Source organism: Allobosea sp. Tri-44 (assembly GCF_004123845.1).
Lineage (GTDB): Bacteria > Pseudomonadota > Alphaproteobacteria > Rhizobiales > Beijerinckiaceae > Allobosea.
In genome coordinates this window covers 1-20209 of sequence record NZ_NBDP01000069.1, presented here as the reverse complement: position 1 = coordinate 20209, position 20209 = coordinate 1, and the positions used below count along the sequence as shown (strand labels likewise).

General features: G+C 66.9%; 16 protein-coding genes and 2 pseudogenes. 10 read left to right on the top strand and 8 right to left on the bottom strand.

Annotation, left to right across the window (positions count from 1 at the left end; genetic code table 11):
* A pseudogene (locus B6S44_RS28960) lies at positions 1 to 103 on the top strand (IS110 family transposase); the annotation flags it as partial.
* 16 nt (positions 104 to 119) lie between these two features.
* Here B6S44_RS28960 and B6S44_RS28955 read toward each other — a convergent pair.
* The 3 genes from B6S44_RS28955 to B6S44_RS28945 are packed head-to-tail and all read right to left on the bottom strand — an operon-like array spanning position 120 to position 3035.
* A complete protein-coding gene (locus B6S44_RS28955; RefSeq protein ID WP_248309818.1) occupies positions 120 to 1064 on the bottom strand; it encodes a prephenate/arogenate dehydrogenase family protein in 945 nt (314 codons plus the stop codon).
* On the bottom strand, positions 1061 to 2170 hold the full coding sequence (hisC, locus tag B6S44_RS28950; protein ID WP_129160471.1) for a histidinol-phosphate transaminase: 1110 nt from the start codon (positions 2168 to 2170) through the stop codon (positions 1061 to 1063). The genes B6S44_RS28955 and hisC overlap by 4 nt, the downstream gene beginning before the upstream one ends.
* Positions 2171 to 2201: 31 nt before the next feature.
* The gene (locus B6S44_RS28945) at positions 2202 to 3035 is read right to left on the bottom strand and encodes a chorismate mutase (protein ID WP_129160470.1); all 834 of its coding nucleotides are present in this window, start codon (positions 3033 to 3035) and stop codon (positions 2202 to 2204) included.
* A gap of 155 nt (positions 3036 to 3190) precedes the next feature.
* Between B6S44_RS28945 and metX the strand changes: the two genes are divergently transcribed.
* Together metX and metW are read left to right on the top strand one after the other, a co-directional pair.
* Positions 3191 to 4369, top strand: a complete 1179-nt coding sequence (gene metX / locus B6S44_RS28940; protein ID WP_129160469.1) for a homoserine O-acetyltransferase MetX — start codon at positions 3191 to 3193, stop codon at positions 4367 to 4369.
* A 2-nt stretch (positions 4370 to 4371) separates the two neighbouring features.
* Positions 4372 to 4995 (top strand): methionine biosynthesis protein MetW, encoded by a 624-nt coding sequence (gene metW / locus B6S44_RS28935; protein ID WP_129160468.1) that lies wholly within the window; start codon positions 4372 to 4374, stop codon positions 4993 to 4995.
* Between the two features lie 118 nt (positions 4996 to 5113).
* Here metW and B6S44_RS28930 read toward each other — a convergent pair whose 3' ends face one another.
* Entirely contained in the window at positions 5114 to 6952 is a 1839-nt protein-coding gene (locus B6S44_RS28930) for a glycoside hydrolase family 15 protein (protein WP_129160467.1), read from the bottom strand.
* Positions 6953 to 6966: 14 nt separating this feature from the next.
* Positions 6967 to 7755: a trehalose-phosphatase gene (gene otsB / locus B6S44_RS28925; protein ID WP_129160473.1), complete on the bottom strand. Its 789-nt coding sequence runs from the start codon at positions 7753 to 7755 to the stop codon at positions 6967 to 6969.
* A 227-nt stretch (positions 7756 to 7982) separates the two neighbouring features.
* Between otsB and B6S44_RS28920 the strand changes: the two genes are divergently transcribed.
* The 6 genes from B6S44_RS28920 to B6S44_RS28895 all read left to right on the top strand — a co-directional run bounded on the left by B6S44_RS28920 (position 7983) and on the right by B6S44_RS28895 (position 15787).
* Positions 7983 to 9539 (top strand): alpha,alpha-trehalose-phosphate synthase (UDP-forming), encoded by a 1557-nt coding sequence (locus B6S44_RS28920; RefSeq protein WP_129160466.1) that lies wholly within the window; start codon positions 7983 to 7985, stop codon positions 9537 to 9539.
* Between the two features lie 178 nt (positions 9540 to 9717).
* Positions 9718 to 11985, top strand: coding sequence for a phosphoenolpyruvate--protein phosphotransferase (gene ptsP, locus B6S44_RS28915; RefSeq protein WP_206735270.1), 2268 nt, complete (start codon positions 9718 to 9720; stop codon positions 11983 to 11985).
* 57 nt (positions 11986 to 12042) lie between these two features.
* Positions 12043 to 13128 carry a peptide chain release factor 1 gene (gene prfA, locus B6S44_RS28910; protein WP_129160465.1) on the top strand — a complete coding sequence of 362 codons (1086 nt, stop codon included), beginning with the start codon at positions 12043 to 12045 and terminating at the stop codon, positions 13126 to 13128.
* Between the two features lie 61 nt (positions 13129 to 13189).
* Positions 13190 to 13435 (top strand): hypothetical protein, encoded by a 246-nt coding sequence (locus tag B6S44_RS28905; RefSeq protein WP_129160464.1) that lies wholly within the window; start codon positions 13190 to 13192, stop codon positions 13433 to 13435.
* A 94-nt stretch (positions 13436 to 13529) separates the two neighbouring features.
* Positions 13530 to 14348 (top strand): peptide chain release factor N(5)-glutamine methyltransferase, encoded by an 819-nt coding sequence (gene prmC, locus B6S44_RS28900; protein ID WP_129160463.1) that lies wholly within the window; start codon positions 13530 to 13532, stop codon positions 14346 to 14348.
* 392 nt (positions 14349 to 14740) lie between these two features.
* Positions 14741 to 15787, top strand: a complete 1047-nt coding sequence (locus B6S44_RS28895) for a DUF4167 domain-containing protein (RefSeq protein WP_164986006.1) — start codon at positions 14741 to 14743, stop codon at positions 15785 to 15787.
* A gap of 56 nt (positions 15788 to 15843) precedes the next feature.
* On the opposite strand, the gene B6S44_RS28890 is transcribed toward B6S44_RS28895, so the two are convergent.
* Complete coding sequence (locus B6S44_RS28890) at positions 15844 to 16632, bottom strand: MOSC domain-containing protein (RefSeq protein WP_206735269.1); 789 nt, start codon at positions 16630 to 16632, stop codon at positions 15844 to 15846.
* A gap of 206 nt (positions 16633 to 16838) precedes the next feature.
* Positions 16839 to 17204 carry a DUF2293 domain-containing protein gene (locus tag B6S44_RS29550; RefSeq protein ID WP_164986005.1) on the bottom strand — a complete coding sequence of 122 codons (366 nt, stop codon included), beginning with the start codon at positions 17202 to 17204 and terminating at the stop codon, positions 16839 to 16841.
* Between the two features lie 144 nt (positions 17205 to 17348).
* Here B6S44_RS29550 and clpB point away from each other — a divergent pair, with 144 nt between their 5' ends.
* Positions 17349 to 19970: an ATP-dependent chaperone ClpB gene (gene clpB, locus B6S44_RS28880; protein ID WP_129160459.1), complete on the top strand. Its 2622-nt coding sequence runs from the start codon at positions 17349 to 17351 to the stop codon at positions 19968 to 19970.
* Between the two features lie 136 nt (positions 19971 to 20106).
* Here clpB and B6S44_RS28875 read toward each other — a convergent pair.
* Positions 20107 to 20209 (bottom strand): annotated as a pseudogene (locus B6S44_RS28875) (IS110 family transposase); the annotation flags it as partial.

Sequence of the window (20209 nt, the reverse complement as noted above, 5' to 3'; positions counted from 1 at the left end):
AAAGCCAAAGCTCGTCGCCATCATCGCGACGGCCCGAAAACTCGTCACGATCCTCAATGCCGTCATCCGGGACCAACAACCATGGCGCGAACAAGACGCTTGACCACCAAGACAGTCGCTCACCCCTTCTTCAGCTTCTCCGTCTCGGCCTTCTCCTGGCCGAGCGCGACGATGCCGCGGCGGATGGTGCGGGTGCGGGTGAAATGCTTGTGCAGGGTCTCGCCGTCGCCATAGCGGATGGCGCGGGTGAGCAAAGCGAGGTCCTCGTTGAAGCGGCCGAGCATCTCCAGCACCGCCTCCTTGTTGGCGAGGAAGACGTCGCGCCACATGGTCGGGTCGGAGGCTGCGATGCGGGTGAAATCACGGAAGCCGCCGGCCGAGAACTTGATCACCTCCGACTGCGTCACCGCCGCCAGATCCTCGGCCGTGCCGACGATGTTGTAGGCGATCAGATGCGGCAGATGGCTGGTGATGGCGAGGACGAGGTCATGGTGCTGCGAGCCCATCACCTCGACGATCGCCGCCATGCCCTCCCAGAACTGGCGGGTGCGGGCGATCGCGGCCTCATCGGTGCCCGGCGGCGGCGTCAGGATGCACCAGCGGTTGAGGAAGAGGCTGGGAAAGCCGGCATCGGGGCCGGAGTTCTCGGTGCCGGCGACCGGATGGGCCGGAACGAAATGCACGCCGTCGGGCAGATGCGGGCTGACGGCCTCGACCACGGCATGCTTGACCGAGCCGACATCCGACAGGATCGCGCCGGCTTTCAGCACGTCGGCGATCTCGGCTGCGACCGCGCCGCAGGCGCCAACCGGCACGCAGAGCACGACATGATCGGCATCACGAGCCGCCTCGACAGCGCTCTCGGCGATCTCATGGCCGAGATCGAGCTCGCGGGCGCGGCGGCGGACATCGTCGTCGGCGTCGCTCAGCACGATATGGCGGGCGAGATTGAGCTCCTTGGCCGCATGCGCGATCGAGGAGCCGATCAGGCCGATGCCAATGATAGCGAGCCGCCCGAACAGCGGCTCGTCGCGGCGCGGCGCAAAGCTTTCCAGAGCGCTCACGCCGCCTTGCCCAGGAATTCGGCCAGGGCCGCGACGACGAGGCGATTGGCCTCCTCACTGCCGATGGTCATGCGCAGCGCGCCGGGCAGGCCATAGGACGCGACCGAGCGCAGGATCAGCCCGCGCTGCGACAGGAAGTCGTCGGCTTCCTTGGCGCTCTTGCCGCCCGCGGCCGGGAAATGGATCAGGATGAAGTTGCCGACCGAGGGCGTGACGGTGAGGCCGAGCTTTTCCAGCTCGGCCGTCGTCCAGGCCAGCCATTTGTCGTTGTGCTCGATAGCGGCAGCGATATGCGCCTCGTCGGCGATCGCGGCGACACCGGCCTCGATCGCGGCGCCATTGACGTTGAAGGGGCCGCGGGTGCGGTTGAGCGCATCGATGATGTGGGCGGGACCATAGGCCCAGCCGAGGCGCAGGTTCGCCAAGCCATAGATCTTCGAGAAGGTGCGCGTCATCACGACGTTCTCGCTGGTCGCGACCAGTTCGAGGCCCGAGGCGTAGTCGTTGCGGCGAACGTACTCTGCATAGGCCGCGTCGAGCACGAGCAGCACATGCGGCGGCAGGCCGGCCTGCAGGCGCTTGACCTCGTCGAAGGGCAGATAGGTGCCGGTCGGATTGTTCGGGTTGGCGAGGAAGACGATCTTGGTGCGCGGCGTCACCGCCGCGAGAATGGCGTCGATATCGGCCGTGAGATTCGTCTCGGGCACGATCACCGGTTTGCCGCCGGCAGCGAGGATGGCGATCTTGTAGACGAGGAAGCCGTGCTGCGTGAACACACCCTCATCGCCGTCGCCGAGATAGACCTTGGTGATCAGCTGCAGCAATTCGTCCGAGCCGGTGCCGCAGACGAGCCGGTTCGGATCGAGCCCATAGCGGCCGGCGATCGCCTCGCGCAGCTTGGTCGCCGAGCCGTCCGGATAGAGCTCGAGCTTGCCGGCGAGGCCGCCATAGGCCGCGACCGCCTTCGGGCTCGGGCCGAGAGGGGTTTCGTTCGAAGAGAGCTTGTGCAGCTTGACGCCGGCCGGAGCCGAGGACTTGCCGGGGACATAGGCCTCGATGTCGAGGACGCCGGGGCGCGGGACGGGGCGAGAGGCGGGCAGAGCCATGGGGCTGGACCTTGAGAGCAGCGTGAATTGATCAGCGAACGGATTTGAAAGCGAAGCGGGCGGCGTGGCTGCCGATCTCGGTCAGCTCCTTGAGGCCGGCCGGCTCGAGCGCGCCGCGAATGGCCTCGACCGGCGTCTCGCCGGAGGCAGCAACCAGCAGCGCCAGATGCGAGCCGTCGGCGGCGCTGGCCGAAACCTCGGCGAGATGATGGGCGAGGCCGTGGCGAAGCTGCTCCGACCAGCGCTCGACCCGGGCAGCGTAAAGCACGATCTCGCGCACGGCGGCGTCGGTCAGCGGCTTGGCGATGCAGTAGACCGGCGTGCCGGCCGGATGGTCGGGCCGCTCGATGAAGGGCAGGCGCGCGATGATCTTGGGCTGGGCGGGGCCGATCAGGTCGCGCCACCAGACGCCGGCGCTGGCGCCGAGATCCATGCGGAAGATGCCGAGATCGCCGGCCGAGTCCGCCACGGCCGCGATCACGGCACGGGCGTCCTCATGCGGGACATAAGGCACGGTGAAGCCGAAATGGAAGCGGGCGCTGTCGCGCATCGGCGCATCGCCGCCGGAGATGTCGGCATGGACAGAATAGTTCGCCTGCACATAGGTGAAGGTCGCGATGATGATGCGCCAGATGCTCTCGACCGTGTCGAGCGGCAGCAGGCCCTGATGGCGCAAGGCGAGACGCTTCATCATGTCTGCCTCGCGGCCGGGACGGAAGGCCGAGCCGGAGACTTGCGTCTTCTTGATCGCGATCAGCGTCTCGATGATCTGCGAACGCTCCATCAGGAGGCCGTGCATCGCTGAATCGATGCGGTCGATCTCGCTGCGCAGATCGGCGAGCGTGGTCGGTGCGGCTTCGGTCATGATGGCCAGACTTCTTTAATCGTGCCGGTCTCTTAGCGGTCGCCGAAGGGCTTGGCAAAGCGCGCGCCACGCATCGCCGCGTTGACAGGCGGGAAGAGCCGCGCCATCGGTAATGTCCGCTATTACGAACGGACCGGGCGACAAGACAAATCCGAATGCCGAACCGGACGCAAGCTTCCGAACTCCTCGCCGACCCGCTGGCCGAGGCCAACCAGCCGTCGAGCCTGCTCGCCCGGTTCGGGCCGGACAAGGCGCTGCAGCTCGATTCCGGCGCAGTGCTGAACGAGTGGCAGATCGCCTACCAGACTTATGGCTCCTTGAACGCGTCCCGGTCGAACGCCGTTCTGGTCTGCCACGCCCTGACCGGCGACCAGTATGTCGCGAGCCGCAACCCAGTCACCGGCAAGGGCGGCTGGTGGACGGCGATGATCGGGCCGGGCAAGCCTGTAGACACCGACCGCTTCTTCGTGATCTGCGCCAATGTGCTCGGCGGCTGCATGGGCACGACCGGCCCGGCCTCGACCGATCCTGCGACGGGCAAGCCCTGGGGCCTGTCCTTCCCGATGGTGACGATCCGCGACATGGTGCGGGCGCAGGCGCACCTCATGGACTCACTCGGCATCGACAGCCTGTTCTGCGTCGCCGGCGGCTCGATGGGCGGGATGCAGGTGCTGCAATGGGCGGCGACCTATCCGACGCGGGTGTTCTCGGCGCTGCCGCTGGCGACCGCCGCCAAGCACTCGGCCCAGAACATCGCCTTCCACGAGGTCGGCCGGCAAGCGGTCATGGCCGACCCGGACTGGCGCCAGGGCCGCTATCTCGACGAGGGCACGCGGCCTTCGAAAGGGCTTTCGGTCGCGCGCATGGGCGCGCACATCACCTATCTCTCGGAGCCGGCCCTGCACCGCAAGTTCGGCCGCAAGCTGCAGGAACGCAGCGCGCCGACCTTCACCTTCGACGCGGATTTCCAGGTCGAGAGTTACCTCCGCTACCAGGGCATCAGCTTCGTCGAGCGCTTCGACGCCAATTCCTATCTCTATGTGACGCGGGCGATGGACTATTTCGACCTCGCCGCCGACCATGACGGCGTGCTGGCCAAGGCTTTCGCGGGCACGCGGACCCGGTTCTGCGTCGCGTCCTTCACCTCGGACTGGCTGTTCCCAACCACCGACTCGCGCGCCATCGTGCATGCGCTGAATGCTGCCGGCGCCTCGGTCTCCTTCGTCGAGCTCGAAAGCGACAAGGGCCACGACGCCTTCCTGCTGGAGGAGCCCAACCTGTTCGCGACGACACGCGGCTTCATCGGCGCCGCGGCGCGGGCGAGAGGGATCTGAGCATGGCGCTGGCGGACACCCAGACCAACCGCATCGACCTGCGCCTCGTCGCCGAGATGGTGACGCCGGGCTCGCGCGTGCTCGATGTCGGCTGCGGCGATGGCGAATTGCTGTCGCTGCTCGCCGAGACGCGCGGCGTCGACGGGCGCGGCATCGAGCTCTCTCGTGAAGGCGTCGCCGGCTGCGTCGCGCGCGGGCTCTCGGTGATCCAGGGCGATGCCGACACTGATCTCGCCGACTACCCGGACGACTCGTTCGACTACGTCATCCTCTCGCAGACCATCCAGGCGACGCGCAATCCGCGCCTTGTGCTGGAGCACATGCTGCGCATCGGCCGGCGCGCCATCGTCTCATTCCCGAATTTCGGGCATTGGCGGATGCGTACCCAGGTCTTCTTCCTCGGCCGCATGCCGGTGACCGACTCCCTGCCCTATGCCTGGTGGGATACGCCCAACATCCACTTCTGCACGATCCGCGACTTCGTGGCGCTCTGCGACATGGTGGGCGCGGAAAAGGAGCGCGCCGTCGCGCTCGACGTCGCCGGCGGCAGGGTAGGCGTCAGCGCGCCCTGGTGGTTCTGGAACCTCTTTGGAGCACAGGCGGTGTTTCTGCTGAAGCGCGGATAAGGCACGTCATGCTCGGGCTTGACCCGAGCATCTCAGGCCGGAGGAGGCTTCAATGGCGCCTTCTCGTCACGAGATTCTCGGGTCGCCGCTGCGCGGCGCCCGAGAATGACGACGCTGATCAGAACGCCTCTTCCCAGTCGCGGCTGAGCCGCATCGCCGAGTTGATCAGCCCGACCATCGAATAGGTCTGCGGGAAGTTGCCCCAGAGCTCGCCGGTCTCGAAATCGGCATCCTCCGAGAGCAGGCCGAAGCTGTTGCGACGCGTCAGGATGCGACCGAACAGCTCCTTGGCTTCGTCCTTGCGGCCGATGGCGTGCAGCGCATCGACATACCAGAAGGCGCAGATCAGGAAGCCGGTGTGCATGAAGCCGAAATCGTCTTCAGTGCCGTAGCGCAGGATGAAATCGCCGCGGCCGAGATCGCGGCCGATCGCCTCGACTGTCGCGATGTAGCGGGGATCGTCAGGCTTGACGAAGCCGAGTTCGGCGATGAGCAGGAGGGTCGCGTCGAGATCGGCCCCGTCGAACGTCGAGACGAAATGGCCCTTCTCCTGGTTCCAGATCCGGTCGGAGATGATGCCCTTCAGGCGCTTGGCCTCGCCGCGCCAGTACTCCTTGCGGTCGGCGCGGCCGAGCGTGCCGGCGATGCGGGCGAGCCGGTCGCAGGCCGCCCAGCACATCACGCTGGAGAAGGAGTGCACGACCTGCTTCTCGCGCAGCTCCCAGGGGCCGGCATCGGGCTTGTCGAAGACCGCGATGGCGCGCTCGCCCATGCGTTCGAGCTGGGCGAAGAGCGCCTCCTTGCCGGGCTGGATCAGGCGGCGGTCGAAGAAGGACTGGGTTGCGGCGAGCACGACCGCGCCATAGCCGTCGTTCTGGATCTGCGTCGCCGCACCATTGCCGACACGGACCGGCTGATGGCCACGATAGCCGGCGAGATTCGGCACCTCGAACTCGCGCAATTCGCCGCCGCGGGTGATCGGGTAGAGCGGCGGCAGATGCTCGGCACCGCTTTCCGAATAGGTGTCGACGATGTTGGTGATGAAGCCGAGATAGTCCTCCATCGTCCGCGTCGTGCCCAGGCGATTGAGGGCGTGGACGACGAAATAGGCGTCGCGCAGCCAGCAGAAGCGGTAGTCCCAGTTGCGCTGCGTGCCCGGTGCCTCCGGGATCGAGGTGGTCAGTGCCGCGACGATGGCGCCGCTCTCCTCGAAGGAGCAGAGCTTCAGCGTGATCGCGGCGCGGATGACCTCGCGCTGCCATTCGAAGGGTATCGAGAGCGAACGGACCCAGTCGCGCCAGTAATCGGTGGTCTTGTCGAGGAATTCGCGCGAGGTCGTCTCGATCTCGGCGCGCAAGGCCTCGTCCGAGCCGATGAAGAACGAGAACGGCTTCTCGACCGCGAAGGGGATGCTCTCCAGCACATAGGAGATCGGCGCATCCGTCGTCAGGCGGATCGTCTGATCGGCACCGACGAAGCGGACATGGTTGGAGCCGCGGGTGAGCTCGTCCGGCTCCTCGCCGAGACCGAGGCAGGGCTTGACTACGACCCGAATGCGCGGGCGGCCGGAGATGCGGCGGACGCGGCGCACCAGCTGCGGCGGCCGGAAGAAGCGCTCATAGCGGACGAAGCGCGGCGCGAAGTCGAGGATCTCCAGCGCATTGCCCTGGTCGTCGGAGAGCACCGAGGAGAGGATCGCGGTGTTGTCGAGATAGCTCTGCTCGCAGCGGGTCATGCCGACCATCTCGATGGCGAAGACACCCTTCTTCGGCATGGCGTCGCCATCGTCGATCTGATTGTCGATCAGCGAACAGAACACGGGGTCGCGGTCGAAGCGCGGAAAGCAGCCCCAGACGATACGGGCACGCCGGTCGATCAGCGCCGCGATCGAGCAATTGCCGATGACGCCGAGATCGAGCGAAGCGACGCGCGGCGAGGCGGTGGTCGTCACAGTCATGCCTGTTCCTGAAGTCAGTTCTGGAGAAAGGTTTCGAGCGTGAGGTCGCCGCCTTCGGCGGCCGCCAGCAGAACATGATGCAATGCCGTCGGCGAGGCCAATCGATGGCGGGCACAGGTCTCTCCCCCGCCGATCCGGATGGAGAGCCCTTCCACGGCATTCACCGTGGCGAACCCGTCCTCGTCGGTGATGTCGTCGCCGATGAAGACCGGCGTGCGGCCGGCATAGGCTTCCTGCTGCATCAGCCAGGTGATGGCGCCGCCCTTGCTCGCGCTCGCGGGTACCAACTCGGCAACAGCCTTGCCGCGCTGCAGGCGCATGGATGGACCGATTTCGGCGGCGATCTTTTCCATCAGCGCCTGGGCCTCGTCGGCAAGCGCGGGCGCAAGCCGCCAATGCAGCGCGACCGATTGGCGCTTGTCCTCGATGATGACGCCGACATTGGCGTTGGCGAAGCGGACCATGGCGCGGATCGCAGTGTGCAGCAGCTCGGAGGGCGCAGCGACCGGCGCATCCGCGCTGCCGAGGCGGATCTGGGCGCCGTGCAGGCCAGCGGCATCGAAGCGATGGGGCGCCATCATCTCGTCGAGCAGCGCCACGGGGCGCCCCGAGACCAGCGCCAGCGCGCCGCCAAGCCGCTGGCGCAACGCGGCCAGGGCTTCAGGCAGGCGCCGGTCGATCCGGACATCCTCCGGCGACGGCGCGATCTCGACCAGGGTTCCGTCGAAATCCAGGAAAAGCGCGATCTGTCCGGTCTGGACGGCGGCCTTGGCGGGAGGTTCGGCGATCTCGGGACTCAGCATCTGTGACATGGGGAACCTGGTTAGAAGGCGAAACGGGCAAAAGGACGACAATCGGGAGATGGTCCCCTCATCGCCACATTCGAGGTTCAGCTTGGCGCACGGTCGCCATGATCCGGTCACGGCGGCGACGCGAACCCAGCCGGGATGCCGGCGTGCACACGAAACATTACGCCTGCCCGCGCGTTCTGTTCCCGCGCCTCTATGGCAAGCGTCAGCAAAAGTGAGGCATCATGCGTCTTGTCGTCGTGTCCAACCGCGTCACCATGCCCGAGCGAGGCGAAAAGGTGGCGGCAGGTGGATTGGCGGTCGCCCTGCGTTCCGCGCTTGAAGAGCATGGTGGCCTCTGGTTCGGCTGGAGCGGAGCGACGAAGGCGGAGCCGGCGAGCAGCGTGGAGCCGGTACGACACGGCAAGGTCACCTACGCGGTGACCGACCTGACCGAAGCCGAGCGCCAAAGCTATTATCTCGGCTTCGCCAACCGAGCGCTCTGGCCGCTGATGCATTACCGGCTCGGCCTGACCGAGTTCACCCGCACCGATTATGCCGGTTATCTCGGCGTCAATCGCCGCTTCGCCAGGCTGCTGATCCCGCTGCTCGAGCCAGACGACATCATCTGGATCCATGATTACCACCTGATTCCGCTCGCAGCCGAGCTGCGCCGGCGCGGCGTCACCAACCGGATCGGCTATTTCCACCACATCCCCTGGCCGCCGGCCGAGGTGTTCGGCGCCCTGCCCTTCTCCCCGACGCTGATCAGCACGATGGCGGCCTACGACCTGATCGGCATGCAGACACTAAATGACGTGGCCAACCTGATCGGCGGGATGGTGGCGCTCTGCGGTGCGCGCCGCGACGGCAACCGGATCAAGGCCGGCCAGCGCGAGGCTGTGGTGCAGGCCTTCCCGATCGGCATCGATGTCGAGGCCTTCCGCAAGCTCGCCGTCGCGTCCGTCCGAGCCGCGACGCAGCCGGTCCGCGCCACGACCGCACCGCTCGGCGACCGCAAGCTGGTGATCGGCGTCGACCGGCTCGACTATTCCAAGGGCATCGTCCAGCGGCTCGAGGCCTTCGGCACCTTCCTGCGCAACCACCCGGAACACCGCAGCAAGGTCGGCCTGTTGCAGATTGCGCCGCCCTCGCGCACCGATGTGCCTGAATATGCCGAACTCGACCGCATGTCCGACGAGGTCGCGGGCCGGCTCAACGCCGCGCTCGGCGAATTCGACTGGACGCCGATCCGCGTGGTGAAGAAGGCCTATTCGCGCAGCGCGCTTGCCGGCCTCTACCGGCGTGCGCAGGTCGGGCTGGTGACGCCGATGCGCGACGGCATGAATCTCGTCGCCAAGGAATATGTCGCCGCGCAGAATCCCGACGATCCCGGCGTGCTGATCCTCTCGCGCTTTGCCGGTGCGGCACAGCAGCTCGGCGAGGCGCTGATCGTCAACCCGTTCGACACGCACGAGGTGGCCGAAGCGATCCGGACCGCGCTCGCCATGCCGAAATCGGAGCGTCTGCGTCGCTTCGAGCGACTCTACGCGACGATCTCCTCGACCGACATCGCATGGTGGACATCGCGCTATCTCGCCGCGCTCTCCGGCCTCGACGTTCCCAGCGGCGACGTCGTGCCGCCGGGACGGCCGAAACCGCTGCGCAGCACACGCAAATCGGGCGCGAACAGCAAGCCTGCACGCCTCAATACGCTTCCCCATGCCTCGCGATCAGCGCAGAGCAAGCTCGGTCCGGTCCGCGCAAGGGCCTTGCCGAACGCTCCCTCGGCTGGCTAGAAGCTCCTCGCCAGAGCCCGTTCCGATCAGCTTGCGCCGCAAGCCGATCGAAAAGCGGTCTCTATCTCAAAGTGAGAGACGGAACCCGGCTTGCGCTTGCGACTCAGCGGTTGCGGTGTCAGGTCTGCTGGGGGTATTCGGCTGACATGGCCGAGGAGGCGGGCGGAGGGCTTTCTTGATGCGAGGCGCACTCGGGGGATCGGGCGTGCTGCTGCGCCGTCTCCGCGAGGTGATGGCGGCGCCGGTCAGTCCGCAGGAGCGGCTCGACCGACTCGTCGTCGTGATCGCCGGCAACCTCGTGGCCGAGGTCTGCTCGGTCTATGTCCTGCGCGAAGACTCATCGCTCGAACTCTACGCCACCGAAGGCCTCAATCGCGAGGCGGTCCACCTCACCACCATGCGCGCCGGCGAGGGCCTGGTCGGCCTGATCGCCAGCGATGCCGAACCGCTCGCGCTCTCGGACGCGCAGGCGCACCCGGCCTTCTCCTACCGGCCGGAGACGGGCGAAGAAATCTATCGCTCCTTCCTCGGCGTGCCGATCCTGCGCGGCGGCGCGGTGATGGGCGTGCTCGTGGTGCAGAACCGCGCCTCGCGCCTCTACAGCGAAGACGAGGTCGAGTCGCTGCAGACCACGGCCATGATCATGGCCGAGATGATCGCCGCCGGCGGCCTGAAGGCGCTGTCGAAGCCCGGCGCGACGATCGGCCTCGAACGGCCGATCCACAGCATCGGCACCACGCTCGCCGACGGCGTCGGCCTCGGCCATGCCGTGCTCCACGAGCCGCGCGTCGCGATCACCAATCTGATCGCCGAGGATCCGGGCCGCGAGGTGCAGCGGCTGGAAGCCGCGATCGCGACGATGCGGCTCGCCATCGACGAATTGATCGAGCGCGGCGACGTCGCCCATACCGGCGAGCACCGCGACGTGCTCGAGACCTTCCGCATGTTCGCGCACGACCAGGGCTGGCTCAGGCGCATGCGCGAGGTGGTGATGACCGGCCTCACCGCCGAGGCCGCGGTCGAGCGGGTGCAGTCGGACACCCGCGCCAAGATGCTGCGCCAGACCGACCCTTATCTGCGCGAGCGCCTGCATGATCTCGACGACCTCGCCAACCGGCTGCTGCGCACGCTGGTCGGCAAGTCCAACGGCGTCACCCGCGAGGACCTGCCCGAGAACGCGATCCTGATCGCGCGCTCAATGGGGCCGGCGGCCCTGCTCGATTATGACCGCAGGCACCTGCGCGGCGTCGTGCTCGAGGAGGGCGGCCCGACCAGCCATATCGCCATCGTGGCGCGGGCGCTGGGCATTCCGGCCGTCGGCGAGATCGCCAATGCGACGGCGCTGATCCAGGCCGGTGACGCCGTCATCGTCGACGGCCAGGCCGGCGAGGTGCAGATCAGGCCGCAGCCGGATGTCGAGAACGCCTACAAGGACAAGGCGCGCCTGCGCGCCCGCAAGCAGGAGCAGTACCGCAAGCTCAAGACGCAGGCGCCGGTGACCAAGGACGGCGTCGAGATCCAGCTGCAGATCAATGCCGGCCTTCTGGTCGACATGGCCAATCTCGACGAGACCAACGCCTCGGGCGTCGGCCTCTTCCGCACCGAGCTGCAGTTCATGGTCGCGCAGCACATGCCGACCACGGCCGAGCAGCAGGCGCTCTACGACGCGGTCCTCAAGACCGCGAACGGAAGGCCGGTGACCTTCCGCACGCTCGACATCGGTGGCGACAAGGTGCTGCCCTATATGGAGCGGCTCGAGGAGGAGAACCCGGCACTGGGTTGGCGCGCCATCCGCATCGGCCTCGACCGGCCAAGGCTGCTGCGCGGTCAGGTCCGGGCGCTGCTGCGCGCCGGCGCCGGCTGCGACATGAAGATCATGCTGCCGATGATCGCGACGGTGAACGAGTTCCTGCGGGCGCGCCTGCTGGTGCGACGCGAGCTCGCCATGCTGGAGCGCGACGGTCGCCAGGGGCCGACGAGCCTCAAGCTCGGCGTCATGGTCGAGGTGCCATCGCTGCTCTTCGAGCTGCCGGAGATCGCGCGCGAGGCGGATTTCCTCTCGATCGGCACCAATGACCTGATGCAGTTCCTGTTCGCGGCCGATCGCGAGAACAAGCGCGTCTCCGACCGCTTCGACCCGCTCAGCGCGGCGGGCCTGCGGGCGCTGCGCAGCATCGTCGATGAGGCCGGGAAGGCGGATTGCCCCGTCACCGTCTGCGGCGAGATGGGCGGCAAGCCGATCGAGACGCTGGCGCTGATCGCGCTCGGCTATCGCTCGTTCTCGATGTCGGCCGCCTCGGTCGGCCCGGTGAAGGCGATGCTGCGCGCGCTTGATGCCAGCAAGGCGCGCCAGCGCCTCGACGCCTGGCTCGGCTCCTCCGACGGCGCCGCCAGCCTGCGCCCATTGCTCGCAGCTCTCGCTGCCGAGATGAAAGTGCCGGTCTAGCGACGCTTTCGTCGTCGCCCGTACCCGCCTCCGTTCCGTTCAGATTGTTTTCGCACCATGTCGCTCCAGCTCCCGCAAGACCGTCTCGACTCGATCGTCGCCCGCCATGCGGCGGCTAGCGACGCCATCAACCATGCGACCGAGGCGACGCGCGTCGTCGAATTGTCGAAGGAACTCGCAGAACTCGATCCCGTGGTCGGGGCGATCGCAGCCTGGCGCAAGGCGCAAGGAGGGCTGGAGGAGGCGCTCGCGCTGATCGACGATCCCGCCACCGACGCCGAGATGCGCGACCTCGCCTATGAGGAACGCGACGCCTCGCGAAGCGAGATCGAGACGCGCGCCCGCGAGATCCTGATCGCGCTCCTGCCCAAGGACGCGGCCGACGAGCGCGGCGTCATCCTCGAAATCCGCGCCGGCACCGGCGGCGACGAGGCCTCGCTCTTCGCCGGCGACCTGCTGCGGATGTATCAGCGCTATGCCGCCGGCAAGGGCTGGAGCGTCGATATCCTCACCGAGAGCGAGGGCACGATGGGCGGGTTCAAGGAAGTCGTCGCCGAGATCGCCGGCAAGGGCGTCTATGCAAGGCTCAAATATGAATCCGGCGTGCACCGGGTGCAGCGCGTCCCGGACACCGAGGCGAGCGGGCGCATCCACACTTCGGCCGCGACCGTTGCCATGCTGCCGCTCGCTGGCGAGGTCGACGTCACGCTCGACGAGAAGGATCTGCGCATCGACACGATGCGGGCCCAGGGCGCCGGCGGCCAGCACGTCAACAAGACCGAGTCGGCCGTCCGCCTCACCCATATCCCGACCGGCATCGTCGTGCTGGTGCAGGACGAGCGTTCGCAGCACAAGAACAAGGCACGCGCCTACGACCTGATGCGGGCCAAGCTCTACGACATGGAGCGCAGCCGCGCCGACGCCGAACGATCGGCCGACCGCCGCTCGCAAGTCGGCTCGGGCGACCGTTCGGAACGCATCCGCACCTACAATTTCCCGCAGGGGCGTGTGACCGACCACCGCATCAATCTCACGCTCTACAAGCTCGACGAGATGATGCAGGGGCTCGTGCTCGACGAGGTCATCGACGCGCTGACGGCGCAGCGCCAGGCCGAGCTGCTCGCCGAGCAGGGCCGCGTGTGAAACCTTCACCGCTCTCGCGCGTTCTGGACGCACAGACCGTTCTCATGGGGAGGATAGAGAGATGAAAACCCTGTTCAGCGTCATTGCCCTTGCCGCTGCCGTCGCCTTCGTGCCGGCTTCCGTCGGCGCACAGGAGCGGACCGCGAAGAAGGTCCTCAGTGGTCAGCCGGCGACGCTTCACAATGCCAAGACCGAGTCGCAGGCGCGGCGCGATTGTCAGCGCCAGTTCCGCGGCGCTAAGGAAGGCAAGTCCGCACTGCGGATCAAGATGAACGCCTGCGTCCAGGAAGGCATGCAGGGTAACTGACCGGCCACGTGCCGGGCCAAGGACACGCTTGACCGGCACCGACAGAGTACCGAACGAGATCGCGCCCGTTGCTTCTCCGGCAACGGGCGACGCTGTGTCTGTTGTCCGCAAGGCAATCGCGCTGGCGCTGAAGCGCGCCGGTATTGCCGATTTCACCTTTGAGGCCCGGATCCTGATCGAGGATCTCGTCGGTGACCACGATCCGCTCGATGAAGCAGCCACCGCACGGCTGAAGGCGGCGCTGGCGCGACGCCTTGCCGGCGAGCCGCTGTGGCGCATCATCGGGGCACGCGAGTTCTGGGGGCTGAACTTCGCGCTCTCTGCGGGAACTCTGGAACCGCGGCCGGACAGCGAGACCCTGATCGAAGCCGCCCTCTCCCATCTCGCCGCTCGCCGACACGAGCCGCTACGGATGCTCGATCTTGGAACCGGCACCGGCTGCCTGCTGATTGCGACGTTGCGCGAGTTTCCGCAGGCGACCGGGCTCGGCATCGACCTCTCGCCCGATGCAGTCGCGACGGCGACCGGCAACGCCGCCCGCAACGGCGTCTCCAAACGCGCCGCCTTCCGCCAGGGCGAGTGGACCGACGGGGTGGAGGAGCGCTTCGACCTCATCCTGTCGAACCCGCCCTATATCGCCAGCGGCGAGATCGCCGAACTCGACAGGAACGTGCGCGAGCACGATCCGCTCCTCGCTCTCGACGGTGGCCCGGACGGGCTCACCGCCTATCGCGCGCTCGCCGCCGCATTGCCGGGCCATCTGAACCCAGGCGGCCATGCCATCTTGGAGATCGGCGCCGGGCAGGAGGCAGCGGTCGTCGCCTTGATGGAGCAGGCGGGCTTACGCCATCTTCACTCCCACCGCGATCTCGGCGGCCATATTCGCGGCCTCGTCTTCGGGCATGGTCGTTGAACCCTGCACAGCAAGCTGCGCGAATTTGCTTGGAACAGGCCGCAAAACCAGCTATGCACGCATGGTCTTGAAGACAGTGTCGACAGCACATGACCTTTGGCTGGGCCCTGCTGAGCAGACCAAGCCCTCGGATCACTGCGAGAATCGACGTTACTGACATAGCGAGACCGAGACTTCGAATGCGCGGGACAGCCGTTCGGAGAGGGAGCCGGTGAGGCTCCATTGGAAAGAGCGCGTGAAGACCCATATCGGCGCAGAGCCCTTTCAGGTCGAACCCCCTACGCACGGCGTCGCAACCCGCCGCGTGTCACGACGCGCATGACGACCTCAAGGTTGCTTTGAATGAACGGAACGCGAGACAGACGCGAATGAGACCAGGTCAGAACCGGCGCATGCGCGGCCGTAGCAACGGCAGCAATAACAACAACAATAATAATAGCGGAAACCGTAAGTCTCCCAACCCGCTGCAGCGCAGCTACGAGTCGAACGGCCCGGACGTCAAGGTCAGGGGCACGGCGCAGAATGTGGCGGAGAAGTATCTCCAGCTCGCCCGCGATGCGCAATCCTCCGGTGATCCGGTTGCGGCTGAGAATTATTTCCAGCACGCCGAACACTATTACCGCATCCTGCTCGCTGCCCAGGAGCAGATGACGCAGCAGTTCGGCCACAGCTTCCAGCCGAACCGCGCCTTCGTCGAAGACGCTGACGACGGCGAGGAGGAAGGCGAGGAAGACGTCAACTTCCAGGGTGGCCAGCAGCAGGGCGAGCGCCAGTACAACGGCAATGGTGTGAACGGCCATGGCGGCCAGCGCCAGGAAGGCGAGGACGTCGAAGGCGGCCAGAACAACGGCCAGCGTTTCGACCGGCCTAATAATAACCGCCCGGAGCGCAATTTCGACCGTAACGGCCAGCGCCGCTTCGACCGGAACGACCGCCAGGATCGTGGCGACCGTCCGGAACGCGGCGATCGTCCGGACCGCGGCGAACGCCAGGACCGCGGCGAGCGTCGCTTCGACCGGCCCGAGGGCCAGAACGGTTCCTACGCTCCGCGCCCCGAGGCTCAGCCCGGTGCCGAGCAGCCGGACATCGCGCCGGTCCAGCCGCCGATTGAACAGCGCCGCTTCGAGCGGCCGGACCGTCCGCCGCGCAGCGAGCGTCCTTCGCGCCGCGACCGCGACGAGGCCCGCGCCAGCAACACCAACGAGGAGCAGGATGTCGCCGCGGCGCTTCCGGCCTTCCTGACCACGCCGACCCGCGTGCCGATCGCGATCGCGGAGGAGCCTGAGGCTCCGGTCGCCGCAGCAGCCGCTCCGGCGGAAGCAGCCGAGGGCGCGCCTGAGGCTGGCGAGAAGCCAAAGCGCCGGGCGCCCCGGCGGCGTTCGCCGCGCGAGGTGATGGACGCGCTCGGCGGCGATGGTGGCGAGCCCCCGGCGGAGTAATCCCGCCAAGGATATCAAGATCGTTCAAAGAGGGCCCGAAAGGGCCCTCTTTCTTTTCAGGCGACGCCGAGTGCCACCGGCTCGCTGGCCTCGACCAGGGTCAGGCGCTCGCCCTCGGCCAGCGCGCCGCCGGCGATGATGCGGCAATAGATGCCGCAATCGACATGGCCATAGCCCTGCATCAGCGCCTTCGGGATCTGCAGGTCGCGCGCCCCCGTCACCGGGTCGACATTGGTGGCGGCGCAGCGCTCGATCCGCTTGATCACCTGGAGCCGCAGGCCTGACGGTGCAGTGAGTTCGCGCCCCACCAGGTCGAGCTCGGTCCAGGCCGGCAGATCCTCGACCATGACATTGCCGCGGAAGCGCAGCGGATCGACCGGGACACCGAGCCGAGCCTCGAGATCGGCGACGCTGGCGAGGTTGATGATCGAGACGAAGCCCGAGCGCGAATCGGTGAAACGGTAGCCTTCCGGCGCCGCGAGCAGGCGCGGCTCGCCGCGCAGTTCATCCGGCATGAAGCTCTTGAAGAAGCTGCCGAGCCGTCCCTGGCCCGCCGCCGCGCCTGTCGCGATTCTTGTCTCTGCACCGTCATGGCCGATGACGAGATCGCCGCTGCCATCGTCATAGCGGGTGCGCAGGCGCGCCAGCGATTCATTGCGCATCAGCATCAGGTATTTGATCTTCGGCTGATGCACCGGCTCGGCCGGGTCGAAGCCCGATGGGCCATTCTCGATGGCAAAGAGCCGGTCGCCGGGGAAGTAACCGTCGGTCGGCAGCTCGGCCTGGCTCAGACGCTCGGGCGACAATCCCTTGACCGGGTAGCGATACAGCGAAGCGACGCGCATAGGCTCTGCCCTTCCGATTGCTAGGGCATTTCCGCGTTTCTCTGAATCGCAGAAATGCCCTAGCGCTTTGATTTATCGCATTTTCTTCACGCGAACCGGTACCCACTTCGCTTGAAAATGCTTGAGGCGGCGGAAAATGCCATGCCGGGCACCATGACGCCACCACCGCGGCCATCACGGTCGATGAAAGGATTGCATCGATCCGATCAATGCGGCTGCTCTGCGCCCTCTTCCGCTTCCTCCTCGGCAATCGAGCGCTGGCAGCCCCAACCCGAGAGCACGTCGTCGATCGCATCGACAACGAAGAAGCGGGCTGCGTCGCGCTCATAGCCTTCGGCGAGCAGACTGTCGTAGTCGGTATGGCTGTGCCGAACATGGCTACCGAGCGCGAGCCAGAGCGCTGTCGACGGCGGCAATGCCTTCATCTGTACGCGGCCGGCAAGCGCCAGAACCGCCTCGGCATCGAGCAACGGAATGCCCGGTGCGAGCGCCCGCAGCGCCTTGCGAATCGCCTGTTGTCGCTTGGTGCCGACCATGGCCGCAGGCTGGGCGAGACCGGCGGTTAAGGTCAATGCGAAAGCAGCGCCATCCCCCTTCCGTTGCGCGAAAGCAACACTATCTCTTGGAGCGAAGGGCTGCCCATCAGGGGGCCCTATCCCTTTGAAAGGCAGCCGGCTCCGCCGCTTCGGGGCGCGACCGGCGGGCGGAGATAACGAATGAACATCGAGAAATATACGGATCGGGCGAAGGGTTTCCTGCAGGCCGCGCAGACGATTGCGATGCGCGAGGGCCATCAGCAGTTCACGCCCGAGCATCTGCTGAAAGCACTGCTCGACGATAGCGAAGGCATGGCTTCCGGCCTGATCGACCGGGCCGGCGGACAGTCGCGGCAGGCCAAGCAGCTGGTCGACGCAGGCCTCGCCAAGCTCCCCAAGGTGAGCGGCGCGGGCGCCAACAGCCTGCACCTGACCCCCGCGCTGGCGCGCGTCTTCGACACGGCTGAGAAGGCTGCCGACAAGGCAGGCGACTCGTTCGTCACGGTCGAACGGCTGCTGCTCGCACTGGCGATCGAGAAGGACAATGAGGCCGGAAAGATCCTGGCCAAGGCCGGCGTCACGCCGCAGGGGCTGAATGCCGCGATCGAGGCGATCCGCAAGGGCCGTACTGCTGACTCGGCCTCTGCCGAGCAGGGCTATGACGCCCTGAAGAAGTACGCACGCGATCTCACCGCCGCGGCCCGCGACGGCAAGCTCGATCCGGTGATCGGCCGCGACGAGGAGATTCGCCGCACCATTCAGGTGCTGAGCCGGCGCACCAAGAACAATCCCGTCCTGATCGGCGAGCCCGGCGTCGGCAAGACCGCCATCGCCGAGGGCCTCGCCTTGCGCATCGTCAATGGCGACGTGCCCGAGAGCCTGAAGGACAAGGAGTTGCTCGCCCTCGACATGGGCTCGCTGATCGCCGGCGCGAAATATCGCGGCGAGTTCGAGGAACGGCTGAAGGCCGTGCTCTCCGAGGTCTCGGCCGCGGCCGGCGGCGTCATCCTGTTCATCGACGAGATGCACACCCTGGTCGGCGCCGGCAAGACCGACGGCGCGATGGACGCCTCCAACTTGCTGAAGCCAGCACTGTCGCGCGGCGAGCTGCACTGCGTCGGCGCGACCACGCTCGACGAGTATCGGAAATATGTCGAGAAGGACGCGGCGCTGGCGCGGCGCTTCCAGCCCGTCTTCGTCGACGAGCCGACGGTCGAGGACACGATCTCGATCCTGCGCGGCCTGAAGGAGAAGTACGAGCAGCACCACCGCGTGCGCATCACCGACTCGGCTTTGGTTTCGGCCGCGACGTTGTCGAACCGCTACATCACCGACCGCTTCCTGCCCGACAAGGCGATCGACCTCGTCGACGAGGCCTCGGCGCGCCTGCGCATGCAGGTCGACTCCAAGCCCGAGGAGCTCGACTCGATCGACCGCGAGATCGTCAGGCTGAAGATCGAGCAGGAGGCGCTGAAGAAGGAAAGTGATGCCGGTTCGAAGGAGCGGCTGAGGCGGCTGGAGTCGGAACTCGCTGAGCTCGAGGCGCGCTCGGCCGTGATCACCGCGACCTGGAAGGCCGAGAAGGACAAGCTCGGCCAGGCGGCGGAGATCAAGACCAAGCTCGACAACGCCCGCAACGAGCTCGCCCAGGCGCAGCGCAAGGGCGAGTACCAGCGCGCCGGCGAGCTCGCCTATGGTGAGATTCCGCAGCTCGAGAAGCAGCTCTCCGAGATCGAGGCCAGGGGCGATGCGCCCGGCATGGTCGAGGAGGCGGTGACCCCGGACCATGTCGCGCAGGTCGTCAGCCGCTGGACCGGCGTGCCGGTCGACAGGATGCTGGAGGGCGAGAAGGAGAAGCTGCTGCACATGGAGCAGAGCCTCAGCCATCGCGTCGTCGGCCAGGCGGAGGCGGTCGAGGCTGTCTCCAAGGCGGTCAGGCGCGCCCGCGCCGGCCTGCAGGACCCGAACCGGCCCATCGGCTCGTTCATGTTCCTCGGCCCGACCGGCGTCGGCAAGACCGAGCTGACCAAGGCGCTGGCGTCGTTCCTGTTCGACGACGACACCGCGATGGTCCGGCTCGACATGTCCGAATACATGGAGAAGCACTCGGTCAGCCGGCTGATCGGCGCGCCTCCCGGCTATGTCGGCTACGAGGAGGGCGGCGCGCTGACGGAAGCCGTCCGGCGCCGGCCCTATCAGGTCGTGCTGTTCGACGAGGTCGAGAAGGCGCATCCGGACGTGTTCAACGTCCTGTTGCAGGTGCTCGACGACGGGCGCCTGACCGATGGTCAGGGCCGCACGGTCGACTTCCGCAACGTGCTGATCATCATGACCTCGAATCTCGGTTCGGAGTATCTGGTGAACCAGCCGGAGGGCCAGGACAGCGACGCCGTACGCGACGAGGTGATGGGCGTGGTGCGCCATGCCTTCCGGCCGGAGTTCCTGAACCGGATCGACGACATCATCCTGTTCCACCGCCTGCGGCGCTCGGATATGGGGGCGATCGTCGACATCCAGATGGCTCGCCTCGGCAAGCTGCTCGTCGATCGCAAGATCGCGCTCGACCTCTCGGAGGAGGCGCGCGACTGGCTGGCGGAGAAGGGCTACGACCCCGCCTATGGCGCGCGCCCGCTGAAGCGCGTGATCCAGAAGTCGGTGCAGGACCCGCTGGCGGAATTGCTGCTCGCCGGAGCTGTTCGCGATGGCGAGAGCGTGCCGCTGACGGTGGGCCCGGCCGGACTGATGCTCGGCGAATTTCCCGCCGCGAGCGAGGGGCGACCGGCGGGTGTGGCGCTGAATTGAAGCGCAGCATCGCTGGAATGACGAAGGGCGCCGTGCGAACGGCGCCCTTTTTCATGCTGCGACAACGGATGAGACATGCGCGGGGAACCCCTCTCCCGGATGGGAGAGGGGCAGGGGTGAGCGACTGTCTTGGTGGTCAAGCGTCTTGTTCGCGCCATGGTTGTTGGTCCCGGATGACGGCATTGAGGATCGTGACGAGTTTTCGGGCCGTCGCGATGATGGCGACGAGCTTTGGCTTT